Here is a 22,530-nt window from a genome sequence, read left to right on the forward strand (position 1 = left end):
TCGAATCCCTACTGTTTATACCTATAACTAACTTTAGACTAAAGGAAATACTGTCTCAGAACCACCTATTGGATAAAAATTGAAAAATCACCCTCACATACGTGAGGAGTACAAGTTCTTCAAGACCTGTGCCTGCTCGCGACGGGGATCATCCCCACATACGTGGGGAGTACAAGTTCTTCAAGACCTGTGCCTGCTCGCGACGGGGATCATCCCCACATACGTGGGGAGTACCACTACCACGAGAGCGAGATTGACGACCCGCAGGGATCATCCCCACATACGTGGGGAGTACTATGCCTTGTCTTCGAACAGCTTCATAGCTTCAGGATCATCCCCACATACGTGGGGAGTACTTGCTTGATGTCGTCCAGCACTAGCGACAGTTGGGATCATCCCCACATACGTGGGGAGTACAAAAACGTGGTCACCTACGGCTCAGCCAGCTGGGGATCATCCCCACATACGTGGGGAGTACTGAATAACGTCTGTAAGGGCGTGTCTGTGCGCGGGATCATCCCCACATACGTGGGGAGTACATGAAATGGATATGGGGACGTTGTTCCCGGTAGGGATCATCCCCACATACGTGGGGAGTACAGGGAAGTAATGTTGTCGGCAGTCACACTGTCAGGATCATCCCCACATACGTGGGGAGTACAATCGGACGGTTTGGTCCCTAGAGCTGTCTTCAGGATCATCCCCACATACGTGGGGAGTACTTCTTCGTAAATATCATCGAATAAAAGGATTGGGGATCATCCCCACATACGTGGGGAGTACTCACACTTGCGGGTATGCATCAGGCGTACAAAAGGATCATCCCCACATACGTGGGGAGTACGCCGGCGGAACGAATCACAATGCGTCCTTCGCGGGATCATCCCCACATACGTGGGGAGTACTAGATTTAGCCACAGGAAAGAATTCCACCGTAGGGATCATCCCCACATACGTGGGGAGTACCCCGGCTATGATGTCCGCCGTCTCAATGACTGAGGATCATCCCCACATACGTGGGGAGTACAATTGTGCAGCACTCACATTGCGAGGCTGTTCGGGATCATCCCCACATACGTGGGGAGTACTTGAGATGTCTCCTACTGTGGGTTTACTCGCCGGGATCATCCCCACATACGTGGGGAGTACCACACGGACTAGAACTTGATGATATTGGTGATGGGATCATCCCCACATACGTGGGGAGTACCTGATTTTTTTGAATTAGTCATCATGCCACTGTGGATCATCCCCACATACGTGGGGAGTACGATGAAAACCGAACGATCAGCAACGTCATCAGGGGATCATCCCCACATACGTGGGGAGTACCAGGAATTGCTTAGCAGGCAAAATTATCTGGTTGGATCATCCCCACATACGTGGGGAGTACGTGGGCGGTCGCGGTTGGCGACAGTGATACCTAGGATCATCCCCACATACGTGGGGAGTACCTGTCACCGGTGATCCCATCGCTATATGTCACGGGATCATCCCCACATACGTGGGGAGTACTTGGATCGTCCCGGTTGATGACGCTGGCAACGAGGATCATCCCCACATACGTGGGGAGTACTTGGGACGAGATAATCTTCATATTAGGTGGCATGGGATCATCCCCACATACGTGGGGAGTACAACGTCAATGCGACCGCAAAGACAACGCGGGAAGGATCATCCCCACATACGTGGGGAGTACGAAGCTCAACAGATTTTTAGCGAATTTATTCGAGGATCATCCCCACATACGTGGGGAGTACCTGCCGATCCCGGTAGCTTTTTGGATCTCATAATGGATCATCCCCACATACGTGGGGAGTACTGAAGATGACGATGAATTGGCACAAAAGCTAAGTGGATCATCCCCACATACGTGGGGAGTACACCGAAAAGAGTTAGACGACTTACGTGATGATAGGATCATCCCCACATACGTGGGGAGTACCTTAATAGCTCGACCACGGTTTTCCTTCGGTCAGGATCATCCCCACATACGTGGGGAGTACACGGTAAGACAATTTCTTATCAAACTAAGCAAGGGATCATCCCCACATACGTGGGGAGTACGTGATGGTTCGACATTTGAATGTGCTGACACGGGGATCATCCCCACATACGTGGGGAGTACGTGATGGTTCGACATTTGAATGTGCTGACACGGGGATCATCCCCACATACGTGGGGAGTACGTGATGGTTCGACATTTGAATGTGCTGACACGGGGATCATCCCCACATACGTGGGGAGTACGTGATGGTTCGACATTTGAATGTGCTGACACGGGGATCATCCCCACATACGTGGGGAGTACGTGATGGTTCGACATTTGAATGTGCTGACACGGGGATCATCCCCACATACGTGGGGAGTACACATTGCCTCTGCTTGGGAGTAAACACCAGTTGGGATCATCCCCACATACGTGGGGAGTACAAGCAAGCAAGATAAGAGCCATTGCTGCTGGAGGGATCATCCCCACATACGTGGGGAGTACCGACGCTCAGCATATTATTTTCGACCATTCCTGGGATCATCCCCACATACGTGGGGAGTACCGTAGCGATAGTTTGAGGTCATCTAGTGTTGACGGATCATCCCCACATACGTGGGGAGTACAAGTACGTTTGGTAACTCGCAGACAATGGTCAAGGATCATCCCCACATACGTGGGGAGTACACTATGCAAGGCGATTTTCACTCAAACGTCATGGGATCATCCCCACATACGTGGGGAGTACTCAAGATTACGGGGTACGCGCCTGGCGATACGAGGATCATCCCCACATACGTGGGGAGTACTATCCACAAATTACTGTTAAGGAGATGGTTTAAGGATCATCCCCACATACGTGGGGAGTACGCTAAGCAGGACAATCCACACTTAGCTAAGCAAGGATCATCCCCACATACGTGGGGAGTACGAACGAGCAACGTAAGGCTGATTACAAAGCTAGGGATCATCCCCACATACGTGGGGAGTACACGCAACACTTTTACGCTGCTATTAACGAGATGGGATCATCCCCACATACGTGGGGAGTACTATCAATTAACGGTACGGCCTATGAGGATTCCAGGATCATCCCCACATACGTGGGGAGTACTTCAAGGATTAGCTGCCAGCGCTGCGAGTGTGAGGATCATCCCCACATACGTGGGGAGTACCGTTTTGTATTCTTCATCATTTTAGCCGTGTTAGGATCATCCCCACATACGTGGGGAGTACATCCAGCCTTCTGACGGTGGGCTGGCCTTCGCAGGATCATCCCCACATACGTGGGGAGTACACTAAAGAATCGTTGATATACCGGCATTTCAAATTTACAAACTGGCCTGTTTTAGTTAGTTTGTACTTTGTGATCCACTCACCTCTATAGCATAACCCAACTGACTTCGGCTGCCAATATACAAATCCTGAGTAAATACTAACCTGTCAAAAGAATAGCCCTTTATCAACCTCTCATAATAAATCCACTATCATTCCAGTAAATATACGGATATAACATCTAAAGCCTCCCTGCCAACACTCCCCACCCATCTCTATCCAACCCCCAAATATGATATAATCACCGCTGGAAGTAAATCTGAGTAAATGGTCCAGCCGCCATCAATATCCGTCAAACCGGACATCCCCATTTCTCGCGATTTACCAGGCGCCTAATGCCCAAATGACGCTAAAAAAACTAAATTAGGAGCCCTACCATGAATGAAATTCTAAAAGCCCAGTTCTTCGTCGATGACCTTTCCGACGACCAGAAACGGGTCATCACCAACATCAACGACTACATCAAGCAAGGCCTGCAAAACACGCCGTCTTCCGTCGCCATTATCGAAGGCGCTGCGGGAACCGGAAAGTCGGTTGTCCTGATGGAACTGGTTCGCCAATACATGACCGACAAGCGCTACAAGACCTCTCTGGTGGTTAACCACCCCGAGTTGTACAAGGCTTATCAAGACATTGCCGAATCAATTCCGAACATGAAGGTCAACTCGATTCGCCGGCCAACGTCGTTGATTAACTACGCACAAAAGAACCACAAGAAGTACGACATCATTTTCGTTGACGAAGCACACCTGCTTTATTCGAAATCAGAACCTTACGCCCATTACCGCGGCCAGAATCAACTGACCGACCTGATGGCACTGGCCAAGGTAGTTGTCGTGGTTTACGACTTCGATCAGGTCTTCCAATCCAAGATGTATTGGGACAAGGACCTGCTCTTTAAGACAATTGGTTCTCACCCCCACAAGTCGTTCAACATGAACTTCCAGTACCGAATGGTGGCTAGCGACGAGCAGGTGGCCTGGATGGACGATCTGACCGCTGAAAAACCGCTGAAGCCCTTCCCCGATAACAGCGACTTTGACTTCAAGATGTTCGATACCGCTGGGGCGATGTTTGACACTATCAAGAAGCGCAACAAAGAAGTCGGCATGAGTCGGATGGTTGCCACCTCGGGCTTCCCGCGGATCGACGGCCGCCACAATGTCGAAATGGACACCTTCAACCTGCCATGGGACGAATGGGACCCGCAACGCACCCATTGGGCCAAACGGGAAGGATCCATTACCCAAGTTGGGACCATCTACACCCTTCAAGGCTTCGATTTGAACTACGTCGGCATGATTATTGGGCCTTCGTTCGGCTACGATCCGCAGACGGACACCATGACCATCATTCCTGAAAAGTACTCCCATAAGGAGATCTTCAAGAAGCGTAAGGATATGAAATTCACGCAGGACGAATACCGGACGTTCATCGCCAATGTCCTGAACGTGCTGATGAAGCGTGGTAAATACGGCCTGTACCTGACGGCCTACGACGACGCGCTCCGGAAGCGCCTGCTAGAAATTACTAAAAAGTAACCTAATCCACTAAAAGACGTCACGACTGACTTCCCAGGAAGTCGATCGTGACGTCTTTTAATGTTTCACATGAAGCATTCCCACAACTTATTTTCATCAAATCACCTATAAAGAACGAGTAGCTTGTCCCCCACTCAATTTATCCAAAACACTAAACACAATGACCCCCCCATTCGATCTTAATTATCATTTATTATACACACTGCCACTCTAAGCGGTGCTCTCCACGCCCATTAGAAAAATGCTCCTTGACTGTGACGCAACGGTACAGTTCACACGAAGTCTATCGAACTTAACAAAGAAAATCGACTCATGATAACTAAAATCACCGAATTATCAAAAATAATTATTAGTCTGGGAAAGGGGCCTTGATTAAAGGGTTGCACGGAGACACCCCCAGCTATCTCAACCTGTGTTCTCAGCAGGACTTCTCCTACTTCGACAGCTTCAAGGCCAAGCGAGTCGATACCTACACCGAAATCAAGCAATTTGTTTTAGCCAATGTGGAAGGCAAGCTCTTCGCCGACACCTATGACTTTGAGCTCCCGCGCGTTCAGGTAACCAACGACATGGCCATTCTGACTTACCAACTGTTCGCGAAGACCTCGCTGAACGACATGCGCTACAACTGTATTGAGGTTTTTCAACGTGAAGACACCACCTGGAAGGTTATCCACTCAACCTGGTCTGTCATTCGGCCAATGGATACCACGTTTGATAATAGCAAGCCACTAGTTTAATAATTAAACTTAATTATTAAAAAAGGCCTGGGAACTTCCCCGACCCTTTTTATCTCAAAACTTACATAGAGCTGAACGCCTTTTGTCCCACTCTCTACCCATGCTGTTCATGCCAAGCCTTGATCTGAACCAACCGATCCTTAAATCGGCTTTCACGCCCCTCACTCGTCGGCAAATAATACTCATGGCCTTCGACCGACGGCGGCATCGTCTTCATGGTTGTTAACTTATCCTTGGCATAGTGTGCCAGCTCGTAATCCTTGCCATAGCCCAGGTCCTTCATGAGCTTCGTTGGGGCGTTACGAATTTGGAGTGGCACTGGGTCATTGGCCGTCTGCTTCACGTCCTTGGCCGCCGCTAAGCGGGCCTTATAGATGGCATTAGACTTGGGGGCCAACGACAGATAGGTCACGGCCTCTACCAAATGGATATCACATTCCGGCATCCCCAGAAACTGGCAAGCCTGAAACACGTTAATCGCCACGTTTAAGGCATTGGTGTCCGCCAACCCCACGTCCTCACTGGCAAATCGAACCAGCCGACGGGCAATGTACAACGGGTCCTCGCCACCTGCCAACATCCGAGAAAGCCAGTAGATCGCTGCGTCCGTGTCACTATTTCGCATGGACTTATGCAGTGCGGAGATAATGTTGTAGTGCTCCTCGCCGTTCTTATCGTAGAGTACGAATTTTTTAGTAATTAACTGGCCCAGATTAGCCATGGTGATCGTCGTGGTCTGATCAACCGGTTCGGCATTTAAGATTGCCATCTCCAGAGTATTCAGCGCCATGCGAGCATCCCCATCGGCAAAGTTCGCGATCGCCTGAATCTCATCCTGGCCAATCTTAATGGTCTGTTTGCCGTAGCCAGCGGGATTCGTCAGGGCATTTTTCAGCAACTGAACGATATCCGCCTGTTTCAAAGCCTTCAGCACAAACACCTTACACCGCGAAAGCAAGGCCGAGTTGATCTCAAATGAAGGGTTCTCGGTCGTAGCTCCGATGAGGATGATGCTGCCCCGCTCCACGTACGGGAGAAAGGCGTCCTGTTGGGCCTTGTTAAACCGATGAATTTCGTCCACGAAGACCATCGTGCGCTGGCCAATCTCGCGGTCCAGTTCGGCCTGTTTCATAATCTTTTTAATCTTACTGATACTGCTATCCACGGCGCTGAAGCTCAGGAAACTTGACTGCGTCTTGCGCGCGATGATTTCGGCCAGGGTCGTCTTACCCACACCCGGCGGACCCCAGAAGATCATCGACGAGACCTGATCATTTTCGATGATCTCACGTAAAATCTTCCCGGATCCCAACAAGTGCTGTTGACCCACGAACTGGTCCAAATCCTGCGGCCGGACCCGACTCGCCAAGGGCGTGTTCTCCGGTTGACTCGAGAATAACGATTCCTGTTTCATAAGCTACCACCTACCTTCTGTCTTCATTCACTGAGGGCTATCCTAAACTATAACGTTGCGTGACAGTCAACCAATATGGCCGATTTACGTAAAATGTCATATATAGTTGACACACCACACTCCGAGCGCTATGCTAATGATGTCAACTATATGTGACATACCAACCACCACTGACCTAGGAGGTGTCGCGTTGAATCGAGTCAAAGAATATCGGAAGCGCGCGGGGATGACGCAATTTCAACTCGCCCAGGCGATTGCGGTTGCGCGCCAAACCATTAATCTTGTCGAAAACGACAAGTACAATCCATCACTGGATCTCTGCATCCGTTTGGCCAAGGTCTTAAAAACCGATTTAAATCATTTATTCTGGGAGGAATAGCTCATGGAAAAAGGGAAGAATTTTCGCGATAACATTTTCAAGCATTGGTTCGGCGTTTCCGGGGAATTCGACGAATACAAACACCAGGAAGTCAACCGCATTGCGGCGAATGCCTTCATTCTGTACTTTCCTGGCATGTTACTCTCGCTCGTAGCCGCCGGGATCTTCGCGGTTAAAGATCCCGAAATGACATTGGCCGTCCTACTGCTGGGTCAACTCGGTTATTTTGTTCTCGTCGTCTGCACCTACATCATGTTCGCTTCACGTCGCGCCCACCTAACCGATAACGAAATCGACGCCAATACCAGCAAACAGGCCTACCACCGGATCATCCGCAAGGGCCTCTCAACTGGCGTCTACTTCGCCTTGTTCATGTACCTGGAACAGGCCGTCATGAATCTTTGGTTTGACGGCACCAGCCTGACCCAGTCGCTCACCCAATCCCATGTCATCTGGGTCGCTATCTGGAGTGGCGTCGGCATGGGTATCGTCATTGGTATTCAGGAAGTCATCCGGCTTCGCAAGTTTCGCTAAAAATTACTGCATTGAAAAAGCATCGAACGGCCACGCAACGGCCATTCGATGCTTTTTAACGGTCTTCAGAATCACCCCAATGTTTCACATGAAACATTCCCAGCTACACCGCGACCCGTTTCACGGATTTGAGTTCCCCGCGAATCACCAAGCGGTTCTGTTCACCCCGTTTAGCCGTAGCACAGGTCACCAGCGTCACCAGTTTCTTGCCAGGAACATCGTCGATAACCTCGACGTGATAGCGATTCGTCATTCAGACCCGGCTAACCTGGTAGCGATATGTCTGTTGCTTATCGGTCAGGTAGATGTTGTTGCCCACTCGCACCCCCGCTAGTGGCGAGAACAGGATGCGCTTGGCCGTCATATAGTGGCCAGCCAGAGCGTAATTGCCTTCACCCATCTGTTGGTCAACCTTGAGGGTCCCGGCCCCGCGGACCAGCACGGCGTCGCTCACGCCCACGCCAATCGGCAAATCCAGACCAACTGCGGGGACCCGTAACTCGCCGACCGCGCGATAGGCACTTTTTCCGAATAACTCTTGTAGACCGTAACGCGCGACCGTGAGCGGCGTTAACTGCGACGTGTTGGCATAGTCGAATGCCTCTGTCTGCCCCCGTGCCGCCCGTCTTTGCGCCTGCTTGTTAGCCTTCTGGACACTCGTTGCCGTCATCTCATGCTTGGCCCTATCTCCTAAATGCGTCACCGAGAAACTCTGCGTAAGACCCAGTAGCACCAGTCCACATCCGGCCAGAAACATCAGTAGTAGCCCGAGGGACCCCCATTTAACCCAACGTTTTCGAGTTGTCATTTAGAGATCCTCCTTTGCCTGCCGATTGTACCGAATACCGGCCCACATCCCCCAAATGAAGAGGACGCCTACCAGGAGTCGGTGGGAGTTGACCATATACGGCGTACACGTCATCAGCGTCACCTGGTTTTTAGTAGCGTCTCGTTGGATGGGCCGGCTCGCATTGGCCTTCACCTTGCGGATGCTCGTGACCTTATAGGTCATCATCCCGTAGGCATTTTTCAAGTAGAACCGGTCACCCTTCTCAACCCGCCAGAGGTCGGTGAAGAGTTGGTTACCCGTCAGACCCCGGTGCGCCGTGATCAGGCTGTGCTGGTTCTGCTTGCCCTGGGGGATATCCGTTCCCTGAACCAGTCCGGCATATTTCTGGAGGACCTTTTCGCTGGTGCCCTCAAAGACTGGTAGCTCCACATCGACGCTCGGAATCGCGACTAATGCCAGTGGTGTGGTCTCCACAAACCGTTCCGTTCGAGTCTTGAAGGGATCCTTCACCTGCGTCTTATTGACCGTTTCCTGCCGCTGTAAGGCTCGTCTGAGTGCTCTGAGTTGCCCAGCACTCGCCGTCTTCAACTGGCTCTTGTACGCCGTTAGAACACCCTCTTGACGCCATTCCGTCACCAAGTTATTGGCGGCTGGGTAGCCAACGACACCCAAGCCTAAACAGAAGATGAGAATCGCTAGCCATTTACGCATGTTAGGGTCCTCCCTCTGCCAATATCTCAGTGGCTGCTGCCATTAGTTTGCTTTCCGTTGCCGGTAGTATAGGTAGCCGGCCCCACCCATCAGGAGTCCCCCGATGAGCAGGAAGAACCAGATACCCATGCCTCCGGTCGTTGGCAGGAAGCCGCGCCGGATCTTGTCACCGATGCCGCCACTACCATCCTTACCTTGACCAGTCGCCACGCCCCTCGTGTTCTTAATCTTCAGAATTTGTTGATCGTTAATCTTAAAGCTCGTGGCACGCTTGAGGAGCGCATAACCCTTGGGTGCCTGCGTTTCAACCAGGTTGTAAGTCACTGCGCCGCCCCGTCGGTCGTACACGTAAGGGACACCGTCAAATTCGAATTTACCCCCCTTGTCAGACGTTAGCGCCGTAGCCTTATCCTTGTCGCTGACCCATTTGACGAAAGTCTGACCATCGAAGACCGCCCAGAAAATCTTGCCGGCGTGGTCAATCTTTTGAACCTTGAACTTGGCCCCCGCCAAGCCTTTCGTCGAGTCGGTCGCGTCAACCTTCTGGAACTTAGCTCCACCCAGAATCAGGTGATTTAGGATCCCAATCTTCGTGCCGCTAATCTTGAAGTCTTTTTCGCTTGGTAACATCTCCTGTGGGTCGACATTCCCGTCTTTATCAACCGTGAACTTCAGAGAAATTTTGTGCGTCTTGTCGCTACTCTGGTAGTACCAAGGGTACTGGGCATTTGAGGATTCCGTTAACACATACACCGTCCCCACTTCCAGGCCACCGAAGGCGATGTCGCCGTTGTCATCAGTGATTAACGTCCGCGTTTCGCCTTTGCCATCTTCTCGTTCCAGGGTAAATTCAACCTGGCCAAGATCGACGTGCGTGTCGCTGGTGGGCGCGTTCGGGTCGATCCCCACCTTGTGAATCTCCGGGTCGACATCGCGCGCGATGAGGTTCTTAGGATACAGGTGAATCTCTGACCTTTCATTCAGAGGAAGCCCGATAATCATTGGGGCTGAGAGTCCCGTCAAATGGTGCGCTGGGGCCGCCATTTCCATAATCAGGTAGAAGCCCCGATTGTTGAGGTCACCAAATGTCAGGTAGCCACTCTTGTCGCTCAACGTCTGGGTTGCCACGGCATCCAGCTTATTCGCATCAACGAAGGCCTGTTGCGCCTGAAGCACTTCGGCTGGATCCGTTTTACCACCCGTGATGTCATGAATCAGCTTGTCGCGTTCTGTGGTGAAGGCATCGCTAGTAACCTGGCCATTCTCCACGCCCCGGTCCTTCAGGAGGCTACTCACGTCGTAGATGCTACAGGTCACGTCGCCATACTTGGTGGCGTCGTAGACGGACATGCCACTCTGGAGCGTCAGCTCATCCCCAGTGTTTTGTACCATCTGCGTCGACTCGTTATCCACCTTGTGCAGTTGAATCGTGACCTTGTCTGGTGCCTTGGTGCTAGCGTGAGCGGCGGTGTGGCCACCTAACGCGAGACCGCCAATCGCGAAGGTCGCGACAATGAGTTGTCGTAATCTCGTGAATTTCATGGCCTTAACCTCCTTCAGGGTGTGTGCGCCAAATTGAGAGAGAAATTAGGATGAGGATGAGCCCACCAGCCAGGAACCAGAAGATCCCATGGCCCCCGGTTACGGGGAGCGTGTAAGGGTCATTCTTGATCTGGTCTGGAGCGGCATCCTGCTGCTCCTTGGAAATTTCGAAGTCATGTGCGTCGCCGATGACGTAGCCATCTGGCGCCTGTGTTTCAATCAACGTGTACTTGCCGTATGGGAGACCAGTCACCTTGAAGTTCCCGTTCTCGTCACCTTTCAGGCGCGTTGCCGCTGATTGGTCTTCCACAACATCTTTGAACTTGCCCTTGTCGTCAAACGTCAGGTACTGGCCAAACTCGTTTTCGATAATAAACTCGGCACCGGCCAATGACTTGTCAGTCGTACCATCAATCTTTTGGAATTGGTACGTGCCCCGAATATAGTGAGTGACCACTTCATTCGTCTCTTGCTCCCACTTGGGACCGAAGCTAACTATCGCCCGGTTTTTGAAAGTTCCGACGAAGTCATCGTCAACAGTTGCTCGTATTCTGATGGCAAAGCTTCCGCCATCGAAAATCAACTCTTCGATTTCCGCCTTGGAGAGCTTGTACGTTACCAGACCTGTGTCAGAAACAGTGATGTCACCAGGTATCTTCTCACCATCTTCTGCTTTTATGATGACTTCCTGATCATCCGTGTTGAACAGCTTAATGTCAGCAGCATTAACCGTTAGTCCTGCCGGTAACTGGTCGGTCATCGTAATGCTCTTTGGCTTAGCAATCGTTTGGTCTGGAATACTGTACGTTGGCTGGTAAATCGTGTAGACCAGCGTTTTCTGGTCCGCCTCGTCCCGGTCAATCGTCACACCATCTAAATCGTTGTTCTCTAACTCAAATTCATCGTCCTTGTCGACCGCCTTCGTTGGTGCCGGCGGCTTGAGTGGCGTGAGCATTGCTGTGGAGAATGACTGCCACGTAAACGCGAAATCACTTCTTAACTTGAATGGTTGCTTAACGCCAGTCATGGGGAAGGAAACGGCTCCCAGCTCGTAGTCACTAGACCCGAGGTAGTCACCCCAGTTTGTTTCTTCAGTCTCTTCACCTTTAGGCGAACCAGTACCCGTCCCTTCATACCAACCTTCTGGATGTGGTGTGATGAATGCGCCCTCAACTCTTTCGGCGTCTAACCCTGAATCGGTACCGGCCCACTCGTTCAGGTCTCCTGGATAACCATTCAGTGACCCAAAAGTGAAGTAAGTTCCGTATTTACCATCCTGGTCTTTCCCTGGGAATTCGAGGGCCTTCGTCCAATCTGAGTTGGTAAACGTCATGTCAATGGTGAAAGACTTAATCCCGTTGTAGACTAATCCGGAGTAGAAATTGTTGGGGAAGTCAATGTAGGCCCGTCCGCCCCGGATAGTGTCACTGAACACAATATTGGAGATTTCAACGATGACTCCCATCTGCTGGTCAAGGTCTGATTCAGTAGGTGAATCCGTGTAAGCCCCGACATTGTCGTAGTAGATGACAAGCTTGTCATTCGCTTTCGGTTCTTTCTCACCATCCATTGAAATCGCATAGGCTGTCGCAGTATCTGATTGCATGTAGGACGAGTGATAGTAATGTTCATAGTTGTCAAAGTAATTATTTTTGGTGCCGTAGTAACCTTTGGGTTTAGTATTAGCAAGCTCCTTGGTTATTTTCTTAACACCATCGTGCTCTAACAGGCTCCCACCAATCAGTAAGTCACTGGACCAGTTGTTTGATTTTACCTGTGCCCGGTTAATCTTGATGGCACCATTTTCAGTGGGAATGGCTGGCAGGGATGCTTGCTTTTCCGAACGGTCATGGTTATTAGTCGTCTTCACTTTTGCTTCCGTCTTGTCAGGCACATCATCTGCTGGTGTCACCTTTTCAACAGTCGCAGTTATCTTCTCGTTGTTGGTAGTCTGGCTGTCGTCGGCCGTGACCTTGTCCGCACTACCCGCTGCTTGCGCGGCTACCCGTGAGTTGTCCACGACTTTACTAGTCTTCCGCTTTTTGGTCTTCTTTGCTTCTTCGTCATCTTCATCCGCGATGACCTTGATTCGGCGAAGCTTGTATTCTTCCGTCGAATCGGCAACGCGTAACTCAAGTTGGAACTTCGCGATGAGGAGGGGGTCAGTTAACTTCACTGGCACCAGCAACTTCACCTGTTGGGCTTCTTCTTGATCGTTGTTGAGCATAAGACGGTGTTTTTCATCAACTTCTGCCGTAATGTTGTCGACCTGGCCATCTTCAACCGCCTCCAGGTCAGTGAGCTTACCTGGTTCCAGCTTAGCCTGGTCCTGTTCGGCCAATGTGATAACCGTTTCCCCCGCGGGGAGCGTCAGGTCCAGTGCCAGTTGTAAGTCCTCTGGCTGGTGGCTGGTCACTGTCTTCGCAACTCGATTCGTCTGATCCTGGAGAGTTGCCTTGTTAATGACCGGGCCCCGTTGTTGCGCCTGGATACGCAATAACGATGTCAAACCAACGAGACAAGCAATGATTGAGATAATTCGTAGCCATTTTTTCATGGGGCAATCCTCCATATCCGAGTGGGTTGCGAACTGTCGTGTTCTTGAATAATCCCAGATTAACAGTGAAATGTGAAAAACTTATGAACATCATATGCTTTTTGTAATACAATTAAGTTAGTTGTTGTGTTATATATTAAATCTATTGTGACTAAATATACCTATTAACTTAGCTGTCCCCACTCGTTTCTACCACAGAGTTGTTATCAAGCCGGAAGCCAACCAAGCCTTGGCCACTCCTGACTCGTTCGCTAATGTCTAGTAAACAAAAATAAAGGCCATCCAGTAGAATTGGACGCCCTTCTTTGATTCACCCCACCATATCGGCAGGAATTATTTATATTGGCCAGCGACTAAGCTTACCCCAAGCTCAGTCACTGACTTTCACTTTACATGGCCCCAAAGAAACCTTGCGCAAACCCTGTCATCCCCCAAAAGATAAAGATGACAGCTGCAACAATCAAAACGACTCCTGCAGCAACGCGTTTACTCTTAATCGTTAAGGATCCTAGGACAATCGAAACAATCCCAACGATTGGAATAAAGAGTGAAACTACTGCGGATAGCCATCCCCAAAGAAGAAACATGCCCGTCTTTTTGCGGGATTGTACTTGTGACTGAATCTGCGTTGGGCCTGTTGTGTAGCCGCCCATGGGCTGCGCCTGCATTGCCCCACACTTAGGACAAATCTCTGCATCGATTGCCATCTTCGTGCCACAATTTGGACAAATCTTGGTTCCCTGATCCATGAATCTCTCCTCCAATACATCTAAGTTGTCGTCCAAATTTGCATTTGGTGACACTTATCCACGGTACTAAAGGCTAAACACCCGCAACCATCGGCAGATGTGCTACACTGGGGCTAATAACCACCACGAATTCAGCCTGACTAACCAGTTAGGACCTTAGACAAAACTTCGCCAAGACACAAACATAGACGGTGTTCCTATTCTGTTGGCGAATAAAGGGCTAGCTCTACCCGACCATGACTCTTTTCTCCAAGCTAAATAACAACCCGCTCTGTAGCAGATTGCTAGTTCACTCAGAACTTCTCATGTTACCAATGAATCATCCCCACATCCGTGGGGAATACGCCTCAATCTATCAAGATATGGGATCACCCCCGATGACTCGGGGAGAGGCTATAAACAAATAGTACAACATATCTTGTTATATTGCAATATCAGTTACTGATTTTAGCATAGGCCACGACTCATTCTCGCATTAGGAGAAACTGAAACCCTTTAAACAGCAATGTTCCCGCTACCAGAACATGCCCCCTACCTGCACAACTCATTAAAACCTCTAGACAGGCACAATCTCTATAGTCTTTCTTAAAAAACATCGTCAATAAACAAAAGCGATCGCCCGAAAATTAGGACGATCGCTTTTAGATTAGGATTATCTGATACAGACACCGCCAGTAATCAATTCAGTAGGCACTCTCAACAATTTAGTATTCTGGCTAGGTGCCTCCCTCCACATCTCAGCTTTGTCAGTTCTGATAACATGGACCAGCTTAGCGAGTAACATCTACCACCCACGATCAGTTCCCGTGGGAACATCACAAAAAAACAGACTTTTATCATTACGGTTTAACTTTCACAATCCATACAACCGGTCATAATCCTGGTCCAGTACGTTTTTCTTGGCCACATAGCCTAGACGAATAGCAAGCAGTCCTGAATGCTAATACTTCAACCAGTTATAAAAACACAGTATTTATTATGAGGGATAAAAGGTGTAGACTGAGGGCAAAATATATTTATCTAAGAATAAATATACAGTGCAAATATTTTCAGTTTATAAGTTAGCCAGAACCGTAGCACGATGACCATCTCGGAATTTCGACTAGGACGCCGGTAGTCATGATGACTAACTGCCTGAAACAGGATTTTTTCATGTAATGCCGATGCAGCTGCCCTGTAATTATTTAAGTCAGGAGCATCAGAGCATTAGCGAAGTTAGTTAGATTTTTCGGATGTTTTGTAACCGCTAACATTGTTGACTTTGAACTCATTCTTAATCAACGGTCAATGACGGTTACCGTCTGTCCCAATAGTAAGTTTTATATACTTTTATTTCCAAGGGAGATTATTCTTTATGAAGAAGACTATTCAGATTGTCGCGGGAACAACCGCCGTTCTGGCCGGTACTGTGATGACCAGCAATGTGATCGCTAATGCCGCCACAATACCCACTACCAGTGACGCGACGACCGTTAACCAGGGATCACAAGACGAGTTAAACCCACAAGTTGAGGCTTCACCAGAAGTCAAAACTGCCAGCAGTGCAGCTGACTCAGCCGCCGCAGCCGTCACAGATGCCGAGTCCAGCGCTACCAAGGCTAGTTCTGATGCCGAATCGGCCTCATCTACTGCCGACCAAACGTCACAAGCCGTAACCAAAGCCGCAAAGTCCCTTAGTGACGCGACCGATAAGCAAACTGAATCTTCCGGCGCTAAGTCAGAAGCTCAGACAGCTTTAGATACTGCCCAGGACGATGCAAAAAAAGCCAATAGTGCCAGTTCGACTGCCGTTCAAGACAGTTTGGCCGCCGCGGAGTCTACTGCAACCGCCCAAAAGAATTCCACTGATGCTGCAAGCTCAGCTGCAGCTGCTCAAAAATCTTTGGAAGATGCAAAAGCAGCGGTTTCTAGTGCATTACAAATCGTGCTCCAAGCAGATTCTCCCTATACAAAAACCCCTTCTGTTGCAGACTTAAAACAAAGAGTCTCTGACGATCAATACGTTGTCGACACCGATACCGCCACTCTCAACTCAGTAGCTAATGACATTACCAACCAGACTCAAGCTGCTAACGACGCTAACGATACGCTTGCGCAAGCCAAGCAAGCGGCCAGTGAGAAAACGGCAGCCTTACAGACTGCTAAGGACGCTCTAAGCAAAGCACAAAGCGACTATAATACCGCACAAGAAACAGCAACTAGCTCAAAATCAGAGCTAGATGCCGCTAATGAAGCACTGGCAACTGCAATAGAAAATGTAAATGATGCTACCGATAAGGCCAGCCAAGCAAACACAAATCTTAAGAAAGCTCAAGCTGACTCAACTGCCGCTGATGCAGACTTTGCTGCCAAGTCCACAGCTGCCTCAACAGCCGCCAAAGCAGCTGCAGACGCCGCTAACGCTCAGACCGCTGCTCAAGCGGCTGTCGACCAAACTTCAGCAGCCATAGCTACTGCTGAAGCTGCTATTCAAACGCCAAGCACAATTACATTACCCACCAGCCTGACTGCACAAGCTCTTATAGATATGGCCGACGCAAACAATTCACTTGCCCCATATCTCCAAAAGTACATTAAAGACAGTGCCTTGTGGACTGCAGCTGTTGCGGCCGACAAAGCAAATTCAACTACTGACACAAAATCGGTAGCCGATTCTTATGCTAAAGTAGTATCCGCGGATTCCTCAAACATGCTTCCATATCAAAGCGCTGTGACAGCAGCTGCCGCGAACTTAGCAACTTTAGCCAAACCCGGCTTGGATAATGAAAATAACCAGTATCAATCAAACGCTAGCGATGAAGCTATTCCGTACACTGCTGGATCGTTAACCGATGAACAGTCCCAAGATCTCGCAAAGTTTGCGGTTTCTTTAATCAATCAGATACGAAGCCAACTTGGACAAACACCCGTTACACTTACGACAACCATGATAGATTTTGCCAAAGAAATTGCGAACACCTACGATACAGACAACTGGGATCTTGACAACCCGAACAATGCAAGTGTTCACGATACTCCCGCCATCACCGCTGCCGCTAGCGACTATGGATTAAACGCCGATAGCAACTACTATGAAATCACTGGAACAAAGGATAAACTGGCCGGTGCTACGACATTAGATGATGTTAAACGTGGTATCTATGACACTATTAAAACTATGATGTTTAATGACCAAGATGCCGCCTTTGGCAGTGCGACCACGTTAGCTGGTGTCGTCGATAAAGATAGTAGTTCTCCAGCCAACTATTTTGGATTATCGATTGATTCTCTTGGTCAAATTCACTTTGAACAAGTCATAGGTACCTCAACTTACATTAAGGATGCCTCTAAATTCGATACCAGCACTAGTACAGTCATTGACACGACAACAGATGCCGCAACCGCACAGAAAAAGGTCGACGATTTAAAGAAACAACTTGGTACGCAACAGACTGCTTTGGCTAATGCTAAGATCGCTACAACTGATGCGCAAGGTAAATCCACAACGGCTGCTAGTGACTTAGAAACCGCTAAAACCACTCAGACTACGGCAAAAGACCATGCTGACGCTGCTCAGAAGGCCGCCAATACGGCTAATGCTGCCGTAACCACAGCCACAAGTACTGTATCTACCAAGCAAATAGCCGCTAACACAGCTAGCGACACCAATGACGCTAACAACAACGATTCAAATGCAAAGAAAGCCCTACTTGCTACCGCCCAAGATGCTTACGACAAAGCTAGCATCGCGGCAACCAATGCTACAAAAGCCGTCGCTCAAGCTTCGTCTGCTCTCTCAACAGCCAACTCTAAACTCAACGACTCAAAATATCATCTGTCTAGTCTCCAATCGCTCGTTCCAGCGGAACAGGCAAAGACAGATAGTTTAGCTGCTCTATTAACTGCATATAACGCCGCTTTGGGCGATGTCACTACGGCACAAACTACCGCCACTAACGCTGCCACGGATAGTGAAACGGCCGCTAAAGCTGCTCAAACAGCAGCCCAAAACCAGACGGATCTTGCCAACAACGTCACAAAGACTTATGATGCCGCTTCTCTAGCCAACAAAGCCTTAGAGACCGCTCAAAATTCGTTTGATACTGCATCGAGTGCTGCTACTGCCGCAGACACTGCTGTTGCTACTGCCGAAGGTCTCCTCGAGAACGCTAAGACTGCCAATGCCACAGCAAATGATAATTTCGACAAGGCTCAGAAGACCTTATCCGCAGCCAATGACACCCTCGATAAGGCTAAGCTAGCCAAGACTGATGCTGACCAAAACTTGGCCACCGTTCGTCAAAAGGTATTGAACGACCTGATCGCCGCAAATAACAATCACAATAACAGCGGTCAAACCGGAACCACGACGCCGACTCAGCCAGCCAATCCTGGAACTGAACCGGCAACAACAGACCCCGCTGACAAGCCAGCCACTGACCCGGCTAAGAAGCCCGCTAAGGCGGTTAAAAAGGCCACTAAGAAATCAGCTAAGAAGACTACCAAAAAGGCCACCACGGCCGATAAGAAGGCAAATAAGGGCACTGGTGCTTCAACTAGCACTGGCCGTCACGCCTCATTCACAACTTCTCGTTCTGGAAACTATCAAGGGACCTCCATTTTAGCCTTTGCCGATAACCAAGCTCAAGGTGCCCTGAGCGCCGTCATTCCAGCTGTCAGTAACGGTTTCGACCAACTCACTGGGACGACCGTTGCAAAGGCCGCTACGACCGATACCACGTCCAAGAAGTCTGGTAAAAACACCACTTCTAAGAACAAGGCCAAGTCTAATAAGCAGTCCAAGCCGAACAACGATAATTCAACGACTAGCAATACCACGCAACAAGCCTCTGCTCCTAAACACAATGAATCAGCTACTAACAAGGCTAACGACAAGCGTCAGTTCTACATTTTAGGTGGTGTCGTCGCTCTTGCCGCAGCTGCCTTCTTCTGGTTCTTCGGTGCACGCCGCCGTCGCAATCAAGACTAATTTGGCGATACTCAGCCATCGTTAGCTATCAAAAAACCTCCTCACTAGAGAATCAGCTAGTGAGGAGGTTTTTAAGTATTATCAGGTATCGCTCTCCTCCGAGACAAAAGATAGGCAGGCTCGAATCGAAATTTACGATTCAAGTCTGCCTATTTTAATTACGAAGTTTCAGTCTACTAGTAACCGTTACTTCTCAAGCACTTTCATCTTATTACTCGTAACGAAACTCCCGTCACTTAGAACCAACCGTGTCGTTAAGTGATAACGCACAATCTTCTTAACGTGTAATACCGTTCCACGCTTCAAGTGTTTTACCCGATGCTTAAGTACCTTGTCACGATAAACGTTCGTTCCTAAGATGACCTTGACGCGCTTAGGGTTGTGCTGGTAATACGTATGCACCGTAAACGCCCGCTTGGCCGTAATGTATCCGGTCTTGCCATAGCGCTTGGATCCAGGTGTCACGTCGCGGACCAAGTACCGTTTGAAACCGTTCTTGGACTGTGCAACTCCGGTAATCACAAACTGTGGCCGTCGCGTTCGTTTCTGCTTGGCATAGTAGTATTGACGCGTCTTCTTACTGAAGTCTGGCGTATTGTAAAAGCCGATCTTCTTAACTGCCGTGATCGCCCGATCCTTTTTAGCGACTACTTTGGTATGGCCCTGGTCACCCGTTGAAGAACTGTCGCTGGAGTTCGACGACTCACTCGAATTGCCTGAGCCATTGCCACCCGGCGTAACAGGTGCCACCTTATATGTCAGCGTTACACTCTGTGGATCGGCCGTATAGGTCCCGGTGAGTGGGGCATCAGCACTGACATACTGATAACCCTTAATCGTTGCTGGCTTAACGGTATAGGTCGCGTCTAACGCACCTGGGAGTTGCGTATCCGGCTGAATCGTTTTGCCATCCTGAGCAATGTAATGAATCGTCACAGGATTTCCTGGCGTGACTACTGGTTCCCATTGATACGTTTGATTTCCAGCTGGAGCGGTGCTCCCATTATATTCAGAAATCAAACCAGCCGTAGTATAAGTAGTTTTATTGGAATCATCGGGCTTCAAATATTGATCGTTACTATTTTCCCATTTTCCAGTATAGTCTGAATCCTTAGTAGCATTCGTATCTGGTCCAAGTAATTTAGAATCAGTCAAGTTGTCCTGAGGACTTAAGGTTAGCTTACTTATTTTTGACATATCAGAACCAGAAAACATCCCAGCAAGAGATATATTGGGCTTCCAATTACCAATATTAAGATTCTTAACATTAGTCCCAGCAAACATATCAGTAAATCCACCCGCTACGGGACCACCATATTGGGCAACACCTTTATCCGAATTTACCTTACTAACATCAAAACTCGATAAATCTAAAGATGAAGGATTATCATCGCCATATTCTCTGAACATCTCTCCCATATCAGTAACTTTTCTTGTATTCAGGTTCTCATAACCCTCACCAAGAATAGTACCACTAAACATGCCATGCATGTTTAGTGCCTTACTTGTATTAAAATGCGACACATCAACGTTATCTTGTTTACTATCATAAAACATGAACGAAAAATTTGTCGAATCACTGGTATCCAGATTTTGCCAGTTTTTGATCTGTGGCGCACCATCATCACCGTTGTAAAGTAACTCAGAAAACAAAAACGAAGCATTCACCGGTGTCTTAACTTGACCGTCAAACGAAATCGTCTGAAATGGGAAATTATGATGGTCCGGTTCCCCGTTCTCTCCTAGTTCTCCATTTTCCCAAATCTGAATACTTGTAAGTGGGCCAGCCATGTTACTCCACAACTTATACGCTTCTGGCAATGTTCCGCTCTCAACATGGAGGACGCCATCAGCCGTAATATTCCACGGACAAGTCCCCAACGTTCCCGAATCAACAACCTTTGCATCCGACGCATGCGCAACGACCTCTGTTCCAATCGTAGGCAACGTGGGCACTGTTCCCAATACCTGAACACCACAAAAGGCCACTCCCGCTGCTACTGCAACTCCGACTACACTTCGCTTCATGAACTACATCCTCCCTAGTATTAGCTGAGTCCATCTGCGTTTCCTAACAACTGTATACAAATAACTGCTCAACTTAATGTTATCTGAAACCGTTTCCTTTAACACCCATAGTGTAACATATTCTATGCCTGAGAAAGTGTGAGTCTTGGACTAAAAAAGTCGTCAAAAGTTATGGTTGCCCCTAACAGACTCGCCTCCGGTTACTCCAATCACTTAGCTTACTATGATGTACTGTTTTCTAAACGTACACCAATAGGTATCAAAATCAATGGATTCAAATTTCCCTCATTCTTTGCCATTTTTGTTCCATAACAAAACCCTCAGGTTGGAGTTTATACTCAACCTGAGGGATCATCTCAATCCAGCTTCTTCACATGACGGATTTTTCTGGATTATTAATCATTAATGATTATGCTTTTCGCTAGGAGAAAAATCTGCGGATGTAATTTCATTTTCAAATACTTTTTCCTTCAACTCTACCTTGTCGTACTTGGTTTAAGCCGATTACCAAGGGACGACACCATCGATATCTGAAAATGTGCCAGAATCAGTCAGCTCATCAGAAGTGGCCAATTCCACAGTCCGCGCCACACCCACTTGCACGGTCCGATTACCGCCGCCACCACCAAAACTAGTGTCGACCCAACCAGGATTGACGGCGTTTACCGTAACCGGTGTTCCCTCAAGTTCAGCGGCGAGTTTGATAGTGAACATATTAACCGCTGACTTGGAAGCCTGATAGCCAGATGCTTGTAGCCTGTGAATGCTGGTATTGGCATCGCTGGCCAGCGTCAATGACCCCACTGCACTAGAGATATTGATAATTCGGCCAGCCGGCGCCGCCTTCAAAAGTGGTAAGAAGACCTGCGTGACGTCGATTAAACCGAAATAATTCACATTAAAGTCTTGCCGAATTGCGTCTAGTGATAATTCTGATGGCTTGGTCTCATGATCAACGGCAATCCCAGCGTTATTGATTAGAATATCTAGATTAGTAATACTCTTTTTCGCGGCAACAATCGACTCATGGTCGGTCACATCTAACTGTACCGCCTGAGCCTGAACACCAGCAGCCTCGAGCTGGGCAACAGCGGCCTGTCCTCGAGCTAAATTCCTAGAACCAACATAGATATACTGGCCTTTCAAACCAAGTTCTAGGGCTAATTCATAACCCATCCCGCGATCAGCACCAGTAATTAATGTCTTGATAGTCATATCCATAGCTCCCTTTTCTGTTATGATGGATTTACT

General features: G+C 48.9%; 14 protein-coding genes and 1 CRISPR repeat array. Of the genes, 5 read left to right on the forward strand and 9 right to left on the reverse strand.

Annotated features, from left to right (window positions below; translation table 11 throughout):
- Positions 1 to 84 precede the first annotated feature (84 nt).
- Positions 85 to 3,287: direct repeats of the CRISPR family, unit length 28 nt; unit sequence GGATCATCCCCACATACGTGGGGAGTAC.
- A 415-nt stretch (positions 3,288 to 3,702) separates the two neighbouring features.
- Together EKM70_RS04380 and EKM70_RS04385 are read left to right on the forward strand one after the other, a co-directional pair.
- Complete coding sequence (locus EKM70_RS04380) at positions 3,703 to 4,866, forward strand: DUF2075 domain-containing protein (RefSeq protein ID WP_125545617.1); 1,164 nt, start codon at positions 3,703 to 3,705, stop codon at positions 4,864 to 4,866.
- A gap of 368 nt (positions 4,867 to 5,234) precedes the next feature.
- Complete coding sequence (locus EKM70_RS04385; RefSeq protein WP_125545619.1) at positions 5,235 to 5,606, forward strand: nuclear transport factor 2 family protein; 372 nt, start codon at positions 5,235 to 5,237, stop codon at positions 5,604 to 5,606.
- A 94-nt stretch (positions 5,607 to 5,700) separates the two neighbouring features.
- Here the strand turns inward: EKM70_RS04385 and EKM70_RS04390 are convergent, their stop codons facing one another.
- Complete coding sequence (locus EKM70_RS04390; RefSeq protein ID WP_125545621.1) at positions 5,701 to 7,020, reverse strand: replication-associated recombination protein A; 1,320 nt, start codon at positions 7,018 to 7,020, stop codon at positions 5,701 to 5,703.
- A gap of 190 nt (positions 7,021 to 7,210) precedes the next feature.
- Between EKM70_RS04390 and EKM70_RS04395 the strand changes: the two genes are divergently transcribed.
- Both EKM70_RS04395 and EKM70_RS04400 read left to right on the forward strand, forming a co-directional pair.
- The gene (locus EKM70_RS04395) at positions 7,211 to 7,399 is read left to right on the forward strand and encodes a helix-turn-helix transcriptional regulator (protein WP_125545623.1); all 189 of its coding nucleotides are present in this window, start codon (positions 7,211 to 7,213) and stop codon (positions 7,397 to 7,399) included.
- Positions 7,400 to 7,402: 3 nt separating this feature from the next.
- Positions 7,403 to 7,933, forward strand: coding sequence for a DUF3278 domain-containing protein (locus EKM70_RS04400; RefSeq protein WP_125545625.1), 531 nt, complete (start codon positions 7,403 to 7,405; stop codon positions 7,931 to 7,933).
- Positions 7,934 to 8,036: 103 nt separating this feature from the next.
- Here EKM70_RS04400 and EKM70_RS04405 read toward each other — a convergent pair whose 3' ends face one another.
- The 6 genes from EKM70_RS04405 to EKM70_RS04430 all read right to left on the reverse strand — a co-directional run bounded on the left by EKM70_RS04405 (position 8,037) and on the right by EKM70_RS04430 (position 14,282).
- Positions 8,037 to 8,186, reverse strand: coding sequence for a sortase family protein (locus EKM70_RS04405; RefSeq protein WP_125545627.1), 150 nt, complete (start codon positions 8,184 to 8,186; stop codon positions 8,037 to 8,039).
- Positions 8,187 to 8,741: a sortase family protein gene (locus tag EKM70_RS04410; RefSeq protein ID WP_125545629.1), complete on the reverse strand. Its 555-nt coding sequence runs from the start codon at positions 8,739 to 8,741 to the stop codon at positions 8,187 to 8,189.
- Positions 8,742 to 9,434, reverse strand: a complete 693-nt coding sequence (locus EKM70_RS04415) for a class C sortase (RefSeq protein ID WP_125545631.1) — start codon at positions 9,432 to 9,434, stop codon at positions 8,742 to 8,744.
- 42 nt (positions 9,435 to 9,476) lie between these two features.
- Positions 9,477 to 10,976: a SpaA isopeptide-forming pilin-related protein gene (locus tag EKM70_RS04420; RefSeq protein WP_125545633.1), complete on the reverse strand. Its 1,500-nt coding sequence runs from the start codon at positions 10,974 to 10,976 to the stop codon at positions 9,477 to 9,479.
- Positions 10,977 to 10,980: 4 nt separating this feature from the next.
- Positions 10,981 to 13,533, reverse strand: a complete 2,553-nt coding sequence (locus tag EKM70_RS04425; RefSeq protein ID WP_125545635.1) for a SpaA isopeptide-forming pilin-related protein — start codon at positions 13,531 to 13,533, stop codon at positions 10,981 to 10,983.
- Positions 13,534 to 13,922: 389 nt separating this feature from the next.
- The gene (locus EKM70_RS04430; protein ID WP_125545637.1) at positions 13,923 to 14,282 is read right to left on the reverse strand and encodes a zinc-ribbon domain-containing protein; all 360 of its coding nucleotides are present in this window, start codon (positions 14,280 to 14,282) and stop codon (positions 13,923 to 13,925) included.
- Between the two features lie 1,354 nt (positions 14,283 to 15,636).
- Between EKM70_RS04430 and EKM70_RS04435 the strand changes: the two genes are divergently transcribed.
- Complete coding sequence (locus EKM70_RS04435) at positions 15,637 to 19,251, forward strand: SEC10/PgrA surface exclusion domain-containing protein (protein ID WP_125545639.1); 3,615 nt, start codon at positions 15,637 to 15,639, stop codon at positions 19,249 to 19,251.
- Between the two features lie 186 nt (positions 19,252 to 19,437).
- On the opposite strand, the gene EKM70_RS04440 is transcribed toward EKM70_RS04435, so the two are convergent.
- Positions 19,438 to 21,279, reverse strand: coding sequence for a DUF5776 domain-containing protein (locus EKM70_RS04440; RefSeq protein ID WP_125545641.1), 1,842 nt, complete (start codon positions 21,277 to 21,279; stop codon positions 19,438 to 19,440).
- Positions 21,280 to 21,783: 504 nt separating this feature from the next.
- Positions 21,784 to 22,494 (reverse strand): SDR family NAD(P)-dependent oxidoreductase, encoded by a 711-nt coding sequence (locus EKM70_RS04445; protein WP_125545643.1) that lies wholly within the window; start codon positions 22,492 to 22,494, stop codon positions 21,784 to 21,786.
- Between the last annotated feature and the right edge of the window lie 36 nt (positions 22,495 to 22,530).

Source organism: Levilactobacillus lindianensis (assembly GCF_003946095.1).
GTDB lineage: Bacteria > Bacillota > Bacilli > Lactobacillales > Lactobacillaceae > Levilactobacillus > Levilactobacillus lindianensis.